The sequence below is a fragment of the Enterobacter sp. MGH120 genome, from assembly GCF_001037725.1.
In the GTDB taxonomy this organism is placed as follows: domain Bacteria; phylum Pseudomonadota; class Gammaproteobacteria; order Enterobacterales; family Enterobacteriaceae; genus Enterobacter; species Enterobacter hormaechei_C.
Genome location: NZ_KQ089940.1, coordinates 2,489,975 through 2,507,747, shown reverse-complemented (window position 1 = coordinate 2,507,747; position 17,773 = coordinate 2,489,975). Strand labels below are relative to the sequence as shown.

Annotated in this window: 18 protein-coding genes and 1 pseudogene; 5 read left to right on the top strand and 14 right to left on the bottom strand. The window is 51.1% G+C overall.

Translation table 11 applies throughout. The annotated features are described in order from the left end of the window. Window positions 1-82 precede the first annotated feature (82 nt). The gene (locus SK54_RS11760; protein WP_003856755.1) at window positions 83-379 is read left to right on the top strand and encodes a YciI family protein; all 297 of its coding nucleotides are present in this window, start codon (window positions 83-85) and stop codon (window positions 377-379) included. Between the two features lie 33 nt (window positions 380-412). On the opposite strand, the gene leuE is transcribed toward SK54_RS11760, so the two are convergent. The 4 genes from leuE to SK54_RS22520 form a co-directional block, all read right to left on the bottom strand. After that, window positions 413-1,048 (bottom strand): leucine efflux protein LeuE, encoded by a 636-nt coding sequence (gene leuE / locus SK54_RS11755; RefSeq protein WP_006810877.1) that lies wholly within the window; start codon window positions 1,046-1,048, stop codon window positions 413-415. A 67-nt stretch (window positions 1,049-1,115) separates the two neighbouring features. Further along, window positions 1,116-1,526: an Exc2 family lipoprotein gene (locus SK54_RS11750; protein ID WP_015570374.1), complete on the bottom strand. Its 411-nt coding sequence runs from the start codon at window positions 1,524-1,526 to the stop codon at window positions 1,116-1,118. Between the two features lie 11 nt (window positions 1,527-1,537). Beyond that, window positions 1,538-1,663 (bottom strand): KPN_01571 family protein, encoded by a 126-nt coding sequence (locus SK54_RS22795; RefSeq protein ID WP_213822333.1) that lies wholly within the window; start codon window positions 1,661-1,663, stop codon window positions 1,538-1,540. Window positions 1,664-1,781: 118 nt separating this feature from the next. Next, window positions 1,782-1,955 (bottom strand): YciY family protein, encoded by a 174-nt coding sequence (locus SK54_RS22520; protein WP_017384232.1) that lies wholly within the window; start codon window positions 1,953-1,955, stop codon window positions 1,782-1,784. 143 nt (window positions 1,956-2,098) lie between these two features. Between SK54_RS22520 and cls the strand changes: the two genes are divergently transcribed. Together cls and SK54_RS11740 are read left to right on the top strand one after the other, a co-directional pair. Then, entirely contained in the window at window positions 2,099-3,559 is a 1,461-nt protein-coding gene (gene cls, locus SK54_RS11745) for a cardiolipin synthase (RefSeq protein ID WP_003856750.1), read from the top strand. 33 nt (window positions 3,560-3,592) lie between these two features. Next, the gene (locus tag SK54_RS11740; RefSeq protein WP_003856748.1) at window positions 3,593-3,922 is read left to right on the top strand and encodes an HI1450 family dsDNA-mimic protein; all 330 of its coding nucleotides are present in this window, start codon (window positions 3,593-3,595) and stop codon (window positions 3,920-3,922) included. A 31-nt stretch (window positions 3,923-3,953) separates the two neighbouring features. Here the strand turns inward: SK54_RS11740 and SK54_RS11735 are convergent. From SK54_RS11735 to SK54_RS11705, 7 genes and pseudogenes are all read right to left on the bottom strand, one after another. Further along, a pseudogene (locus SK54_RS11735) lies at window positions 3,954-4,821 on the bottom strand (ion transporter). Between the two features lie 14 nt (window positions 4,822-4,835). After that, entirely contained in the window at window positions 4,836-5,840 is a 1,005-nt protein-coding gene (gene oppF / locus SK54_RS11730) for a murein tripeptide/oligopeptide ABC transporter ATP-binding protein OppF (RefSeq protein WP_017384233.1), read from the bottom strand. Further along, a complete protein-coding gene (locus SK54_RS11725) occupies window positions 5,837-6,850 on the bottom strand; it encodes an ABC transporter ATP-binding protein (protein ID WP_017384234.1) in 1,014 nt (337 codons plus the stop codon). The genes oppF and SK54_RS11725 overlap by 4 nt, the downstream gene beginning before the upstream one ends. Before the next feature lie 11 nt (window positions 6,851-6,861). After that, complete coding sequence (oppC, locus tag SK54_RS11720; RefSeq protein ID WP_003856740.1) at window positions 6,862-7,770, bottom strand: oligopeptide ABC transporter permease OppC; 909 nt, start codon at window positions 7,768-7,770, stop codon at window positions 6,862-6,864. Window positions 7,771-7,782: 12 nt separating this feature from the next. Beyond that, on the bottom strand, window positions 7,783-8,703 hold the full coding sequence (gene oppB, locus SK54_RS11715) for an oligopeptide ABC transporter permease OppB (RefSeq protein WP_048247226.1): 921 nt from the start codon (window positions 8,701-8,703) through the stop codon (window positions 7,783-7,785). Between the two features lie 82 nt (window positions 8,704-8,785). Further along, on the bottom strand, window positions 8,786-10,417 hold the full coding sequence (gene oppA / locus SK54_RS11710; protein WP_048247223.1) for an oligopeptide ABC transporter substrate-binding protein OppA: 1,632 nt from the start codon (window positions 10,415-10,417) through the stop codon (window positions 8,786-8,788). Between the two features lie 770 nt (window positions 10,418-11,187). Next, a complete protein-coding gene (locus tag SK54_RS11705) occupies window positions 11,188-11,835 on the bottom strand; it encodes a YchE family NAAT transporter (RefSeq protein WP_017384236.1) in 648 nt (215 codons plus the stop codon). Window positions 11,836-12,315: 480 nt separating this feature from the next. Between SK54_RS11705 and adhE the strand changes: the two genes are divergently transcribed. After that, window positions 12,316-14,997: a bifunctional acetaldehyde-CoA/alcohol dehydrogenase gene (adhE, locus tag SK54_RS11700; RefSeq protein ID WP_017693311.1), complete on the top strand. Its 2,682-nt coding sequence runs from the start codon at window positions 12,316-12,318 to the stop codon at window positions 14,995-14,997. 70 nt (window positions 14,998-15,067) lie between these two features. On the opposite strand, the gene tdk is transcribed toward adhE, so the two are convergent. Next, a complete protein-coding gene (gene tdk, locus SK54_RS11695) occupies window positions 15,068-15,682 on the bottom strand; it encodes a thymidine kinase (RefSeq protein WP_003856726.1) in 615 nt (204 codons plus the stop codon). A gap of 41 nt (window positions 15,683-15,723) precedes the next feature. Continuing rightward, window positions 15,724-15,912: a hypothetical protein gene (locus tag SK54_RS22515; RefSeq protein WP_123912598.1), complete on the bottom strand. Its 189-nt coding sequence runs from the start codon at window positions 15,910-15,912 to the stop codon at window positions 15,724-15,726. Between the two features lie 320 nt (window positions 15,913-16,232). On the opposite strand from SK54_RS22515, the gene hns reads away from it, so the two are divergent. Then, the gene (gene hns, locus SK54_RS11690; RefSeq protein WP_003856724.1) at window positions 16,233-16,646 is read left to right on the top strand and encodes a histone-like nucleoid-structuring protein H-NS; all 414 of its coding nucleotides are present in this window, start codon (window positions 16,233-16,235) and stop codon (window positions 16,644-16,646) included. A gap of 202 nt (window positions 16,647-16,848) precedes the next feature. On the opposite strand, the gene galU is transcribed toward hns, so the two are convergent. Then, the gene (galU, locus tag SK54_RS11685; protein WP_003856723.1) at window positions 16,849-17,754 is read right to left on the bottom strand and encodes a UTP--glucose-1-phosphate uridylyltransferase GalU; all 906 of its coding nucleotides are present in this window, start codon (window positions 17,752-17,754) and stop codon (window positions 16,849-16,851) included. Window positions 17,755-17,773 lie beyond the last annotated feature (19 nt).

Here is a 17,773-nt window from a genome sequence, read left to right as displayed (position 1 = left end):
ACATTGTTATTATCTTTACATTGCAGTCATTTGCGCTTTCACATAACGTAATTGTCACTTTTACCGGTTAAGGAGCTTTGCCGTGCTTTACGTGATTTACGCTGAAGATGTACCTGATTCTCTGGAAAAACGTCTTTCCGTTCGCCCTGCTCATCTGGCGCGTTTACAGTTGCTACAGGATGAAGGTCGGTTGCTGACCGCAGGCCCGATGCCTGCCGTTGACAGCAACGATCCGGGCGCGGCGGGTTTTACCGGCTCCACGGTGATTGCCGAGTTTGAATCTCTGGAAGCCGCGCAGGCCTGGGCAGAAGCAGACCCGTACGTCGCAGCCGGCGTGTACGAGAAAGTCACGGTTCGTCCGTATAAAAAAGTATTCTGAAACGAAAGGCTCCCTCGGGAGCCTTTTCTTCATTCAGTGCAGCGACGCCAGCCTCGCCGCAAATCCGACAAACAGCAGACCTATCAGCCCGTTCCCCAGCTTCGCCAGTTTCTTTTTGGTTTTGAGGTAACGCGTGACAAACGCGCCTGAGAAAATCAGGAAGCTCATGTACATGAAGCTGATCAGCTCAAGCGTTGTGGCGAGGATCAGGAACGACGTGCCGGTATTCTTCGCATTGACATCAATGAACTGCACGAAGAACGACACGTAAAAGAGAATCGCTTTCGGGTTCGTCAGGCTCAGCACCAGCGAACGCTTAAGGATTGCGCTTGCCGGTTCGGCGCTACTTTCGTGCGCATTTTTTTGACGCGTCATAACGGACCAGAGCATTTTTCCGCCCAGCCACAGCAGATAAAACGCGCCCAGATAGCGGACAATATTAAATAAAACCGGAGTGGTCTGGATCAACGCGGCGACGCCCGCCCAGGCCAGAAACATCAGCACGGCATCACCAATAAACACACCGGTGGCTGCCAGATAGCCTTTCTTAACGCCGTGGCCAATCCCTGTTTTCAGCACAAACAAGGTGTTCGGTCCTGGAACCAGCACGATAAAAAATGCGCCGACAACATAGGTCCAGAAATTCAGTACACCAAACTCCGCAAACACGTCTCACTCCTTTCGCTCAAAAACAGCGGGGATACCGGTAATTACGGTATCCCCTGAATCAGTTGCGCTATTGTACGCCGTTATAGCCATCAAGATAAGTCGCGGCCAGTTCGTTACCAAATAATAGGGCGTCTTTACTGTCCATGTCCGAAGACCATTTATCCTTCGCGTTGCCTGCGAACAATTCCTGCGACTTCGCATTTTCTTTTAGCTGATCGCGAATGCTTTGCGCGTATTCACTGGCTTCAGCCTCAGTCCGCCCTTCCGCGCGGTCAGCTTTGCCACGGGCATAAAGCTCGCGGAACTGCGCCACGTTCAGCTGATAATTTTTCTGCACGCTGGAGGTGTAATTGCCGCCAGTAAAGCTGGACTGATGCGACACGAAATAAAACGCGTGCCGTTCGGGTGAGGTTTTGCTGCTGGCACAACCGCTTAATATCGCAATCCCAAAGAGTGCTGCCATTACTTTTCCGTTCATCCTTTTTTCCTTTAATAACAATGTATTCCCCATGCGAAAACATAATCTGCCAATGAGGAAAATGACGAAAGTCCTAAATCTTCCCTGAGCGCATCCAGCGCCAAAAGTACAATAAAAATCCAGAGATAAGGATTCATCTTTTAATATCATGACGTTATGGGGACTCAGTATATCGCGGAAAGCAGATGGGAAGAGACTGCAAAAATTGATAGCCTGGATGTTTAATGGGCACCTTTACGGTGCCCTTCATGCTTTTCAGATGTCCTGGACCGCGAACAACAGCGCGTTACGGTGTCTGTTCAGGCCACATTTTCTGATGGCGTGGATACGCATATTGCGGCGGGATTGTGCTTCAAGCCAACGAGCCTTACGACGACTCACCTGTCGCAACATGCGCCAGCGCCCAACTTCAGTTCTACTGCGCTTCATGTCTACAACTCTTTCTCTAACAGAGATGCCATTATATGCCTAAGCAGGCGGCAAACCAGCGCTTTTATCTGCCGTTTTTATTTGCCAGATGAATCCTGATGCGTAAACTCATAACAATACGCTTTCAAAAGGATTTTTTATTTATGACAACCTTCTACACCGTGGTGAGTTGGCTGGTCATTTTAGGATACTGGCTGTTAATTGCCGGGGTGACGTTGCGCATTCTGATGAAACGCAGAGCGGTACCTTCCGCCATGGCCTGGCTTCTGATTATCTACATTCTGCCGCTGGTGGGCATCATCGCCTATCTCTCTTTCGGTGAACTTCATCTGGGTAAACGCCGCGCCGAACGCGCCCGCGCCATGTGGCCCTCCACGGCGAAATGGCTTGCCGACCTTAAAGCCTGCAAGCATATCTTCGCTGAAGAGAACAGTAGCGTGGCCGCATCTCTGTTCAAGCTGTGCGAACGCCGCCAGGGGATTGCTGGGGTAAAAGGCAATCAGCTGCAACTGATGACCTCTTCTGATGATGTGATGCAGGCGCTGATCCGTGATATCCAGCTCGCCCGGCATAATATCGAGATGGTGTTTTATATCTGGCAGCCGGGCGGCATGGCGGACCAGGTCGCCGAATCGCTAATGGCCGCTGCACGTCGCGGTATCCACTGCCGCCTGATGCTGGACTCCGCCGGCAGCGTGGCCTTTTTCCGTAGCCCGTGGGCAGGTATGATGCGCAACGCCGGTATCGAGGTGGTCGAGGCGCTAAAAGTGAATCTTTTCCGCGTCTTTCTGCGCCGCATGGATCTCCGCCAGCACCGGAAAATGGTTCTGATCGATAACTACATCGCCTACACCGGCAGCATGAACATGGTTGACCCCCGCTTCTTCAAGCAGGATTCCGGCGTGGGGCAATGGATCGATCTGATGGCGCGGATGGAGGGACCGATCGCGACCTCAATGGGCATCGTCTACTCCTGCGACTGGGAAATTGAAACCGGTAAACGCATTCTTCCCCCACCGCCGGATGGCAATATCATGCCGTTTGAGGAAGCCAGCGGGCACACTATCCACACTATCGCCTCCGGTCCTGGCTTCCCGGAAGATCTGATCCATCAGGCACTGCTGACCGCCGCGTACTCCGCGCGGGAATATCTGATCATGACCACGCCCTATTTCGTTCCCAGCGACGACCTTCTGCATGCCATCTGTACAGCGGCACAGCGCGGAGTGGATGTGAGCATTATTATGCCGCGCAAGAACGATTCGCTGCTGGTGGGATGGGCAAGCCGCGCGTTCTTTAGTGAGCTGCTGGCCGCAGGCGTTAAAATTTATCAGTTCGAAGGCGGCCTGTTACACACCAAGAGCGTGCTGGTGGACGGAGAGCTGAGCCTGGTGGGTACCGTCAACCTCGATATGCGCAGTCTGTGGCTGAATTTTGAAATTACGCTGGTCATTGATGACGCCGGGTTCGGTGGCGATCTGGCGGCGGTTCAGGACGATTATATCTCCCGCTCACGCCTGCTGGACGCCAGACTGTGGGCGAAACGTCCGCTGTGGCAGCGAATTGCCGAACGACTGTTTTACTTCTTTAGTCCGTTGCTGTAAAACGTGCCCAACGATGTTTAACAGGTAGTCATCATGGAAATGGATCTGAACAATCGCCTGACCGAAGACGAAACGCTCGAACAGGCCTACGATATTTTTCTCGAGCTGGCGGTCGATAATCTCGACCCTGCTGACGTCATTCTTTTCAACCTGCAATTCGAAGAGCGTGGCGGTGCTGAGCTGTTCGATCCGGCTGAAGACTGGGCCGAACATGTCGATTTTGATCTCAACCCGGACTTCTTCGCCGAGGTGGTGATTGGCCTGGCAGATGAAGACGGCGGAGAAATTAACGACATCTTTGCTCGCGTCCTGCTGTGCCGCGAGAAAGATCACAAACTGTGCCATATCCTCTGGCGCGAATAATAAAAAAGGCTGCCCGCGCAGCCTTTTTTATTTAATCCGGTAAGGCATTTCCACAGCGGTGACAAAACCGCGCGCCGGGTTCATGATTCCCCTGCTGACAATTCGGACATTTGCGTTGCTGCTTGCTGTTCTGGAAGGCGCTGCTCATATGGGTGGTAATTAACCCCGTCGGAATCGCTATCACAGAATAGCCGATCAGGATAAGAACCGATGCCACAATACGTCCGAGCGGCGTATGCGGGGTAATATCGCCATAGCCCACGGTGGTCACCGTGACGATAGCCCAGTAAACAGACGCATTAAGCGTGGTAAACCCGTATTTCGGCCCTTCGATTAAATACATCAGGGAGCCAAAAACGATCATCACGATAGCAATAAACGAATAGAAGAGAATCAGCTGGTGGCGGGCGCTGACAATGGCAACCCAAAAAACCCGCAGCGACGGCATAAAGCGCAGCAGTTTGAGAATCCGTAACACACGAATCGCCCGCATTGCACGCCAGGCAAACACATAATTCAGGCTGATCTCAGGCCACAGCCACATGACATACAGCGGCAGGATGGTGGCTAAATCAATAAATCCCCAGAAGCTGAAAACGTATTTCGCCGGATTTGGCCAGCTAATGACCCTCAGCACATATTCCGCAGTAAACACCAGCGTGACAATCAATTCCAGCCAGACGAAAACGTGCCACTCCTCATACGTCATGTGGTACTGCGTTCCGGCGCCGGATTCGATAAAGATAATAATGACGCTAATCAGCGCAAATAAACCACACAGACCTTCGAAGCGGCGACCGGAAACCGTTTCAGGATCAAATAAAAGGTGATACAGCCGCTGACGGGCCGACGTGAATAATCGCGACACATTAACCTCGAAAAATAAGGGCTGACATCATGTCAGCCCTTGCGATTATAACGGGTCTACTTTCAGGCAGGAAACCGCATGTCGGAAACTGCCCTCCAGAACCGGCCGTGTTTTTGCACATTCCGGCCCGGCTATTGGGCATCGCGTACGGAATACGCAGCCTGAAGGCGGGTTGATTGGCGAAGGCAGTTCACCTTCCAGAAGCTGAATGGTTTTATTTTTTTCCAGATCGGGGTCCGGAACGGGAACCGCAGACATCAGCGCTTTGGTATAAGGGTGCAGAGGATTGTGGTACACCTCATCATACGTGCCCAGCTCCACGGCGTGGCCCAGATACATGACCAGCACACGGTCCGAAATGTGTTTTACCACCGCCAGATCGTGGGCGATGAAGATCAGCGACAGCCCCATTTCCCGTTGCAGTTTCTGTAGCAGGTTAACCACCTGGGCCTGGATGGAAACGTCCAGCGCCGAAACCGGCTCATCACAGATAATCAGTTTTGGTTCAAGGATCAACGCGCGTGCGATACCGATACGCTGGCACTGACCGCCGGAAAACTCGTGTGGGTAGCGGTTGATGAGGTTAGGCAGCAGACCCACCTTGAGCATCATCGCTTTCACCCGATCGCGAATTTCCTGGCGCGGCATCTTCGGATGATAGGTGCGCAGCGGCTCGGCAATGATTTCGCCAATGGTCATACGCGGGTTCAGGGACGCAAGCGGATCCTGGAAAATCATCTGGATGTCGCTGCGCACGTCGCGCCATTCATCCGGCTTCATCCCCAGCAGATCTTTGCCAAGCCAGGCCACTTTCCCGTCGGTGGCTTTCACCAGGCCGATGATCGCCCGCGCAAACGTCGATTTGCCGCAGCCGGATTCGCCTACCACGCCCAGGGTCTCGCCTTCGTACAGGCGTAGCGTGACGCCATCCACCGCTTTCAGGGTTTTGGCAGGCTGCCAGAACCACTGTTTACCGTCTTTGATATCGAAATGGACCTTCAGGTCAGCGATTTCGAGCAGCACATTTCTTTTTTCGTCGATCGCGTTCATACCAGCTCCTCCAGCGGCTTAAAGCAGGCGCGCAGACGGCCTGGGGCAAACGCTTCCAGCGGCGGTGCGCTGTTACAGATTTCCATCGCATGCGGACAACGCGGCTGGAACGGGCAGCCTTTTGGCAGACGCAGCAGGTTTGGCGGGTTACCCGGGATAGTCAGCAGCGACTCCCCTTCCGCATCAAGACGCGGAACGGCATTCAGCAGCCCGATAGAGTACGGATGGGCTGGCTGATAGAACACATCGCGGGCATTACCGTATTCCATCGTGCGGCCTGCATACATGACTAACACTTTGTCGCAGATCCCGGCAACGACGCCTAAATCGTGGGTGATCATAATGATGGCGGTGTTGAACTCGCGCTTCAGCTCGTTCAGCAACGTCATGATCTGCGCCTGGACGGTCACGTCCAGGGCGGTGGTTGGTTCATCAGCGATCAGCAGTTTTGGCCGACAAAGCAATGCCATCGCGATCATGACGCGCTGGCGCATACCGCCGGAGAATTCGTGCGGATACATGCGCATGCGCTTGCGTGCCTCAGGCATTTTCACCGCATCCAGCATTTTGACGGACTCTTCAAACGCTTCGGCTTTGCCCAGCCCCTTGTGGAGCATCAGCACTTCCATCAGCTGTTCGCCCACCCGCATATAGGGGTTCAGGGACGTCATCGGATCCTGGAAAATCATTGAAATCTGCTCGGCGCGCAGCTTGTTCAGCTCATGTTCCGGCAAATTCAGGATCTCTTTCCCGTTAAACGTCGCCGAACCGCCGATCACGCCGTTTGACGCCAGCAGGCCCATCAGCGCGAATGCGGTCTGGGATTTACCGGAACCGGATTCGCCCACAATGCCCAGCGTTTCACCGGCACGCAGGTCGAAGTTGAGATCGTTAACGGCAGTAACATCACCGTCAGGGGTTTTAAACGTCACGCGGAGGTCTTTAACGTCCAGCAGTGCGCTGGTCCGCTGTTGCGCCTGTGGCGCGGTTGCCGTTTCAATAATGGTCATGACGGCGCTCCTTAACGGTCTTTCGGGTCGAGGGCATCACGCAGGCCATCGCCGATAAAGTTGAAACAGAACAGGGTGACGACCAGGAAGCCCGCCGGATACAGCAGTAACCACGGTGACACTTCCATGGAGTTTGCGCCATCACTTAACAGAGCGCCCCAGCTACTCAACGGCTCTTGCGTACCTAATCCCAGGAAGCTCAGGAAAGATTCAAACAGGATCATACTTGGCACCAGCAGGGAGGCGTACACCACCACCACGCCCAGCACGTTAGGAACGATATGACGCACCACAATATTGGCGGTAGAAACGCCGCCAACCTGTGCGGCTTCGATAAACTCCTTACGTTTGAGGCTCAGCGTCTGGCCGCGCACAATACGCGCCATATCCAGCCAGGACACCATCCCGATCGCCACGAAGATTAGCAGGATATTTTGACCAAAGAAGGTCACCAGCAGAATGACGAAGAACATGAACGGGAAGGAGTTCAGGATTTCTAGCAGACGCATCATCACGGAGTCCACTTTCCCGCCGAGGTAACCGGAAAGCGAGCCGTAAAGCGTGCCGACAATCACCGCCACCAGCGCCGCCGCGATGCCAACCATCAGGGAGATACGGCCGCCAATCGCCACACGCACCAGCAAATCACGCCCGGAGGAGTCGGTGCCGAAATAGTGCCCGGATTCCATATCCGGCGCGCTGGACATCATGCCCCAGTCCGTATCGAAATAGGTGAACTGAGAGAGCATTGGTGCCAGGGTTACGAACAGCGCGATTAGCACCAGCACGACCAGGCTGGCAACGGCGGCACGGTTATGCATAAAACGACGGCGGGCGTCCTGCCAAAGGCTACGACCTTCGACCTCCAGCTTTTCACTGAAGTTTTCCAGCGCCTCGCTGTTTTTCTTACTCAACATCATGGCGTGCTCCAGTTAGTAACGGATTTTCGGGTCGATAACGGCATACAGCACATCGACAACGGCATTAAACAGAATGGTCAGCGCGCCCACGAGGATCGTCAGGCTCAGCACCAGCGAATAGTCACGGTTAAGCGCCCCGTTAACAAACAGCTGCCCGATGCCCGGCAGGCCATAAATGGTTTCTATCACCATTGAACCCGTGATAATGCCGACAAAAGCCGGACCCATATAGGAGAGTACCGGTAACAGTGCAGGCTTGAGGGCATGACGGAAAATAATCCGGCGCATCGGCAGCCCTTTCGCACGGGCGGTACGGATGAAGTTCGAGTGCAGGACTTCAATCATTGAACCGCGGGTAATACGGGCGATACTGGCGATGTAGGCCAGAGATAATGCCACCATCGGCAATATCATGAACTTCAGCGCCCCGCCGTTCCAGCCGCCCCCGGGAAGCCATTTCAGGGTTATGGCGAATATCATGACCAGCAACGGCGCGACAACGAAGCTGGGGATAACCACCCCGGTCATTGCGACCCCCATTACGGCGTAATCCCATCGGGTATTTTGTTTTAGCGCAGCGATAACGCCCGCAGTGACACCGAGAACAACGGCCAGGATAAATGCAGCAGCCCCTAATTTAGCCGATACCGGGAAGCTGGACGCCACCAGGTCGTTAACGGAATAGTCTTTATATTTAAATGACGGACCAAAATCACCGTGTGCAAGTTGCTTCATATAGTTGAAGTACTGCGTGGTGATAGGATCGTTTAAATGGTATTTCGCTTCGATGTTGGCCATAACTTCTGGCGGAAGCGTGCGTTCACCGGTAAAAGGACTGCCCGGTGCAAGACGCATCATGAAGAAGGAAATTGTAATTAGAATAAATAACGTTGGAATCGCTTCAAGACAGCGACGCAGGATAAATTTCAACATTGCCCGTACCTTCTGGCGTGTGCCTGATGAATGTTACAAAATAGACACAGTGGGGCAAGCTCGCTCGCCCCACGTATTGCCATTAATGCTTGATAATATAAAGATTCTTAACGGAAATATTATCCAACGGGTCTTTACCGGTATAACCCCCTACCCATGGTTTCACCAGGCGGGCGTTAACGTAGTAGTAAACCGGAACGATCGCAGAGTCTTTATCGAGCTGTTGTTCTGATTTCGCGTACAGATCGGCGCGCTGGGCTTCATCTGCCACCTTCAGGGTTTCGCCAATCAGCTTATCAAACGCCGGGCTCTTATAGTGTGCGGTGTTGTTCGAACTGTCGCTCAGCATGGTGTTCAGGAATGAGGTCGGTTCGTTATAGTCCGCACACCATCCTGCACGTGCCACGTCAAAGGTTCCCTGGTGGCGCGTATCGAGGAAGGTTTTCCATTCCTGGTTTTCCAGCTTCACGTTCACGCCGAGGTTTTTCTTCCAGATTGACGCGACGGCAATAGCCAGCTTTTTATGCAGATCGGAGGTGTTGTACAGCAGGCTAAAGGTCAGCGGCTTGTCGGCGGTATAGCCAGCTTCAGCCAGCAGTTTTTTCGCTTCTTCGTTACGTTTTTCCTGGGACCATTTGAACCATTCAGGTTCAACCAGCTTCATACCGTCGGTGTAAGGCGGGGTGTAGCTGTAAGCCGGCAGGTCGCCCTGATTCTTCACTTTATTCACGATAATGTCGCGATCCAGAGCCAGCTTCAGTGCGGTACGAACACGTACGTCGGTGAACGGTGCTTTCTGGTTGTTAATTTCGTAATAGTAGGTGCACAGATACGGATCGACGTGAACTTCTTTAGGTATCTCTTTTTTCAGCTTCTGGAACAGTTCAATCGGCATATTGTTATAGGTCATGTCGATTTCACCGCTGCGGTAGCGGTTTACGTCCGTCACTTCAGAAGAGATTGGCAGGTAGGTGACCTGATTGATAACGGTCTTCGCATTATCCCAATACTGCGGGTTGCGCTCCAGCACCATACGTTCGTTAACGACCCAGTCCTTCAGCTTATATGCACCGTTGGTCACGATATTCGCAGGCTGCGTCCATTTTTCACCAAATTTTTCTACTGCGGATTTTGGTACCGGGGAGACGGACGGGTGAACCAGCAGCTTATAGAAGTACGGAACAGGTTCGCTCAACGTCACTTCAAAGGTGTTGGCATCGATGGCTTTTACGCCCAGGTCGGTAACTGGCTTTTTACCCGTGATGATGTCATCGATATTGGCAATATGGCCATACTGGAGGTAACTCGCATACGGGGAGGCGGTATTCGGATCCGCCAGACGCTGCCAGCTATAGACGAAATCTTCGGCGGTAACCGGCGTACCGTCGGACCATTTCGCATCTTTACGCAGATGGAAGGTCCAGACTTTAAAATCTTTGTTGTCCCATTTTTCCGCCACGCCCGGAGCCGGGTGGCCGTCTACGTCAGTCACCAGCAGACCTTCAAACAGATCGCGGTTAACGTTAGACTCTGGAACACCTTCAATTTTGTGCGGATCAAGAGACTGCACTTCCGCACCGTTATTACGTACCAGCGTTTGCTTCTCAGCCAGTTGAACACCAGCAGGAACGTCCGCAGCCATTGCAGCGTTGCCCGCGATTAGCGCAGTTAAAATCCCCGCCGCTACCAGATTTTTTTTTGTGATGATGGACATTGTGTTGATACTCCACTCATTATAATGACCGGCCTTCGCCAGTTGTGTAATCCCCTGTTGGGGCCTGTACAGCGCAGGAGTTTTTTTTGCTACTGTCAGGTTCTTTTTTTACTTCTTGCTATCACCGACTTCATTATTACTGACCGCTCATACGGCGGTCTTGCGTCGATTCTTTACACCTCTCCCCTGTCAGAGAGATGCGTTGGATATCTTATGTGAGGGCTATATGAAAATAGTTCTCATCAACTTGTTTAATGCTGCAAAATATAAGGCCGGAAAGTACCAAATGGTGCCAACTCTCGCCAATACATTTTGCAAATTTGTTAAGCATTTCTCTTTTACGATGGCTGGCATAACTGTGGTGCCAACCCTGGCTTACGCCGAAATCAACAAAAAGAGATGTAATTCATACAGATAAGAAATTTTGTTGCTACAAACGCGACGACAAAGCTTGGCTGAACGATTTTTCACGATAATTTAACAATTGATTATTATTTAGCACATTCGTCTGAGTCAGCGTCGAAATTACTAATATCATTTCGGTTATCTGTCAGCAAGCCCCAGAGTATCATGTGAGTAAAATAACAAAGGGTTTGAGGGATTTATGCGCGGCAAGGGGAAATGAAAATAAACAACCCCTTGAAAAACAACAGAAGAGGATTATTAGTAGAACTTATTATGACTGGCGCCTATTTCAACTTTATTTATATGATTTGCAGATAATCACGTAAAAAAAACGGAGCCGCTGGCTCCGCTCTTTCAAATGAAAGTCAGTGTACTAACCCGGGGAATATACTTTTAATACCGGTAACGATAAATTCGATGCCCAACGCCATTAACAACAGACCCATGATACGGGTAATCACGTTGATGCCCGTTTGTCCCAGCAAGCGAACCAGCCATGGCGCCATACGAAATACACCCCAGCAGCACAGCGCGAACAGCGCAATAGCGACGGAAAAGCCAATCAGGTGCATCAGGCTGTGGTAGCGCGTTCCCCAGACAATAGTGGAACTGATCGCCCCCGGGCCCGCCATCAGCGGCAGTGCCAGTGGCACGACCCCGATGCTCTCGCGGATAGCTGTCTCTGATTTTTCCTGCTTGTTCTGTTTATCCTCCCCCAGCTTGCCGCTGATCATCGACATGGCAATCGTCACCACCAGGATCCCGCCTGCTATACGGAACGAATCAATCGAGATGCCGAAGACCTGAAGAATGGCGTCCCCGAGATAAAGAGACGTAAGCAGGATGATCGCCACCGACAGGTTTGCCGTCAGGTTGGTTTTATTTCGTGCCGCAGCCGTCTGATAGCTGGTCATACTAATGAAGACAGGGATGATCCCTACCGGGTTAACCAGAGCAAACAAGCCGATAAAAAACTTGAAATATGTAGGGAAATCAAAGAGCGTTTGAATCACATTAAGCTCCGCAATTGAGCATGGCCAGGGAGAAACTGCGTGTCATGATAAATCCGCGCTGAAGATACGCTTTTTAGCCGCATACTTCACCAGAAATCTGTTCTTAAACGTTATCAATTCATGATGTTAAACATTTGTGTAATCAATGATATCGCTGCTTCCAATAGTTACTTAATTATTTAACAGTAGAATAATTAGCACAAAATAACCCTGCTGAAAGGTATCAGCTTAGGACAAAATTGATCTCGATCATAATTTTCGTACTCAGAAGTGAGTAATCTTGGTTACGCCGCCAGGGAGATCACCTATCAAAAAGGTATGATGCTAAGGTAAGGCTCTTTTAGTAAATTAGTGAGCTGGAGCAGTGAGTAATCCTTTGTTTTACTGTGTGTTACGCAAGTGGGATCGGCTCTGACTATACTGTCAGACGTATCGAGCGCTGGTTTACTAAAAGAGTTTAAACATTATCAGGAGAGCATTATGGCTGTTACCAATATCGCTGAACTGAACGCCCTCGTCGAGCGCGTAAAAAAAGCCCAGCGTGAATATGCCAATTTCACCCAAGAACAGGTTGATAAAATCTTCCGCGCGGCCGCTCTGGCTGCTGCTGATGCTCGAATCCCTCTCGCTAAAATGGCCGTTGCCGAATCCGGCATGGGTATAGTTGAAGATAAAGTGATCAAAAACCACTTTGCTTCAGAGTATATCTACAACGCCTATAAAGATGAGAAAACCTGCGGTGTGCTGTCAGAAGACGATACTTTCGGCACCATCACCATCGCAGAACCGATCGGCATCATTTGCGGTATCGTTCCAACCACTAACCCAACCTCTACCGCCATCTTCAAATCTCTCATCAGTCTGAAGACACGTAACGCAATCATTTTCTCCCCGCATCCACGTGCGAAGGACGCCACCAACAAAGCAGCAGATATCGTGCTTCAGGCTGCCATTGCGGCGGGTGCGCCAAAAGATCTCATCGGCTGGATCGACCAACCTTCTGTTGAACTGTCCAACGCACTGATGCATCACCCGGACATTAACCTGATTCTGGCGACCGGTGGTCCTGGTATGGTTAAAGCTGCGTACAGCTCCGGTAAACCAGCCATCGGCGTAGGCGCAGGTAATACCCCTGTGGTGATCGACGAAACGGCTGATATCAAGCGTGCTGTTGCCTCTGTGCTGATGTCTAAAACCTTCGATAACGGCGTTATCTGTGCATCTGAACAGTCTGTTGTCGTGGTTGATTCGGTATACGACGCCGTTCGTGAACGTTTCGCCAGCCACGGCGGCTACCTGTTGCAAGGTAAAGAACTGAAAGCCGTTCAGGACGTGATTCTGAAAAATGGTGCGCTGAACGCGGCTATCGTAGGTCAGCCTGCGTATAAAATCGCTGAGCTCGCTGGCTTTAGCGTCCCTGCTACCACCAAGATTCTGATTGGTGAAGTGAAAGTCGTTGATGAAAGTGAGCCGTTTGCTCACGAGAAACTCTCCCCGACGCTGGCAATGTACCGTGCGAAAGATTTCGATGACGCGGTAGATAAAGCAGAGAAGCTGGTGGCGATGGGCGGTATCGGCCACACCTCTTGCCTGTACACCGACCAGGATAACCAGCCTGAGCGTGTTGCTTACTTCGGTCAGAAGATGAAGACGGCACGTATCCTGATCAACACCCCTGCTTCTCAGGGTGGTATCGGTGACCTGTACAACTTCAAACTCGCACCTTCCCTGACTCTGGGTTGTGGTTCCTGGGGTGGTAACTCCATCTCTGAAAACGTTGGTCCAAAACACCTGATCAACAAGAAAACCGTTGCTAAGCGAGCTGAAAACATGTTGTGGCACAAACTTCCGAAATCTATCTACTTCCGCCGCGGCTCTCTGCCAATCGCGCTGGATGAAGTGATTACTGATGGCCACAAACGTGCGCTCATCGTGACCGACCGTTTCCTGTTCAACAATGGCTATGCAGACCAGATCACCTCTGTTCTGAAAGCGGCTGGCGTCGAAACTGAAGTCTTCTTTGAAGTTGAAGCTGACCCAACCCTGAGCGTTGTACGTAAAGGCGCTGAACTGGCGAACTCCTTCAAACCTGATGTGATCATCGCACTGGGTGGCGGTTCCCCAATGGACGCCGCGAAAATTATGTGGGTGATGTACGAACATCCGGAAACTCACTTCGAAGAACTGGCGCTGCGCTTTATGGATATCCGTAAACGTATCTACAAGTTCCCGAAAATGGGCGTGAAAGCGAAAATGATCGCCGTCACCACCACTTCCGGTACTGGTTCAGAAGTGACGCCATTTGCCGTTGTGACTGATGACGCAACCGGTCAGAAATACCCGCTGGCTGACTACGCACTGACGCCAGATATGGCTATCGTTGACGCCAACCTGGTCATGGAAATGCCGAAATCACTGTGTGCGTTCGGTGGTCTGGATGCGGTAACTCACGCTCTGGAAGCTTACGTTTCCGTACTGGCTTCTGAGTTCTCTGACGGTCAGGCTTTGCAGGCGCTGAAACTGCTGAAAGAAAACCTGCCAGCTTCTTACAACGAAGGTTCGAAAAACCCTGTTGCGCGTGAACGTGTACACAGTGCGGCAACCATCGCGGGCATTGCGTTTGCTAACGCCTTCCTGGGTGTCTGTCACTCCATGGCGCACAAGCTAGGTTCACAGTTCCACATTCCTCACGGTCTGGCGAACGCCCTGTTGATCAGCAACGTTATCCGCTATAACGCCAACGACAACCCAACCAAGCAGACTGCATTCAGCCAGTACGACCGCCCACAGGCGCGCCGTCGTTATGCTGAAATCGCAGATCACCTGGGTCTGAGCGCACCGGGCGACCGTACTGCCGCGAAGATCGAGAAACTGCTGGCATGGCTGGAGAGCCTGAAGGCTGAACTGGGTATTCCTAAATCTATCCGCGAAGCAGGCGTTCAGGAAGCTGACTTCCTCGCTCACGTAGATAAGCTGTCTGAAGATGCATTCGATGACCAGTGTACTGGTGCTAACCCGCGCTACCCACTGATTTCCGAACTGAAACAGATCCTGCTGGATACTTATTACGGTCGTAACTTCACTGAAAGCGATGTCGCTGCCGTAAAAGTTGAAATCCCCGAAGTTGTAAAGGCTGACAAGAAAGCGAAGAAAAATGCTTGATTGACAGTATGATAAAAAAACCCGCCGCTGGCGGGTTTTTTTATATCTGAGGATCCGTAAAACATTCTTATTATTTTCGATTGTCGCCCTGTAACGCCGTCAGCGAGCCTACAGCCAGCGCCTCTTTATAATGCTTGCGGCAGACCGAGACATAACGTTCATTGCCTCCTATCACCACCTGCTCGCCATCAGCATAGGGTTTACCCGACTGGTCCAGGCGAAGAACCATACTTGCCTTGCGGCCACAAAAGCAGATTGTTTTCAGCTCAACCAGCTTATCCGACCAGGCGAGCAGATACTGACTGCCGGCAAATAACTCCCCACGAAAATCGGTACGTAATCCATAGCAAAGAACGGGAATATCCAGCTCATCAACGACCTCTGAAAGTGCATGGACCTGCTCTCGGGTCAGGAACTGGCTTTCATCTACCAGCACGCAATGGACAGGCTTAGAGGCATGCTCGGCACGAATGTCCTCCAGCAGGTCCGTTTCAGGGTTAAACAGCCTTGCAGGCGACGAGAGCCCTATTCTTGAGCTCACCTTCCCTGCCCCAAAGCGATCGTCGATTTCGGCGGTATAAACAACGGTACGCATCCCCCGCTCCTGATAATTGTATGAGGATTGCAGTAACGCCGTCGATTTCCCTGCATTCATTGCCGAATAGTAGAAATAAAGTTGTGCCATTGGCCGAAGAACCCTAATCAATGTGTAATATTCCCGATGGATCATTGTACCATATTTTGTACCGTCATCAGCGGCGGGCTGCGCTCTCCAGCCTGCCATGCATCAGTAAATCCTTCGCGAATAGCGCAAAATAATGCGTTAAAACAGGCAGTAAAGGCATTAAACACTGACAATAAGGTGAGTCCGCAACCAGAGATAACACTTCTTTTTATAGTGTCTTCTTCGTTCATTAAAATTCACTATTTATTAACTATTCTTGTCTTCGCTGCGCTTACTCGGGGTAATACAAAAGGCTGATATTTATCAACCGCAACTATAATTCCTGAGGTAAAAGTCACAAAACATACACGCAAATGACGCGCTTTTGCCGTTTGAAACGATATCTCACAGACCCAACAAACAATGAAATTTAAGTTAGCGTAATTAATAATAGCGTCGTTTATTTTGTATTTTTTGAATTCCTTACATTCCCACCTATTGCACAAGTGAAATTAAGGCTCTATTATTAGGACAACAAACCCACCCCCATTATAAGTTTGAGATTACTACAATGAGCGAAGCACTTAAAATTCTGAACAACATCCGTACTCTTCGTGCGCAGGCAAGAGAATGTACCCTTGAGACGCTTGAAGAAATGCTCGAAAAATTAGAAGTTGTAGTTAACGAACGTCGTGAAGAAGAAAGCGCTGCTGCGGCTGAAATCGAAGAACGTACACGTAAACTGCAACAGTATCGTGAAATGCTGATTGCCGATGGTATCGATCCAAACGAATTGCTGAACAGCATGGCTGCGGCTAAAACCGGTACCAAAGCAAAACGCGCGGCACGTCCTGCTAAATATAGCTACATCGATGAGAACGGCGAAGAGAAAACCTGGACCGGCCAGGGCCGTACTCCTGCTGTAATCAAGAAAGCAATGGACGAACAAGGTAAACAACTGGATGACTTCCTGATCAAGGATTAATCTGGAAAGATTCTGAAAAATCCCGCTTAATGCGGGATTTTTTATGCCTGTAATATTTGCCCGAACATCTCCTTACATTCTGTCATATTGTGAGGCTCCCTATTTAACGTCCCTGACAATCCCCCGCCAATTACGGAGCGACAGGCATAAAAAAACCGGTGGGCATCGCTCCACCGGTCTTGTTCACTGGGCTGTGAGTTTATTACTTAATACCCACGCTACCTTTGAGCCAGGCTTTAAATTCTTCACCCAGGCTGTTATGGCGAATACCATATTCGACGAATGCCTGCATATAACCGAGCTTATTCCCGCAGTCATGGCTCTTACCTTTCATATGGTAGGCTTCCACGGTCTCTTTCTCGATCAGCATATCGATAGCATCCGTCAGCTGGATTTCATCGCCCGCACCCGGAGGCGTTTTCGCCAGCAGAGCCCAAATTTCAGCGCTCAGTACGTAACGACCAACGACAGCAAGGTTAGACGGCGCGACGTCCGCTTTAGGTTTTTCAACAACGCCAACCATCGGTACGCTTTCGCCAGGTTGCAGGTCAACGCCTTTGCAGTCAACCACGCCGTAAGCGGTCACGTCGTCGACTGGCTCAACCATAATCTGGCTGCTGCCGGTTTCGTCGAAGCGTTTAATCATTTCCGCCAGGTTTTCCTGGGAAAGATCGGACTCGTACTCATCAAGAATCACGTCAGGCAGAATAACCGCGACCGGCTCATCGCCCACTACCGGGTGTGCACACAACACTGCGTGCCCCAGGCCTTTCGCCAGCCCCTGACGAACCTGCATAATGGTAACGTGTGGAGGGCAAATAGACTGCACTTCCTCCAGCAGCTGGCGCTTAACGCGTTTTTCCAGCATTGCTTCGAGTTCGAAACTGGTATCGAAATGGTTTTCGATAGAGTTTTTAGATGAATGCGTCACCAGCACAATTTCGGTGATACCTGCTGCAATACATTCATTCACGACATACTGGATTAATGGCTTATCAACCAGAGGCAGCATCTCTTTTGGGATTGCCTTCGTCGCTGGCAACATCCTGGTACCCAATCCCGCCACCGGGATAACGGCCTTTCTGACTTTCGAATTAAGGGCAGCCATTGAAATTCTCCTGAACTGT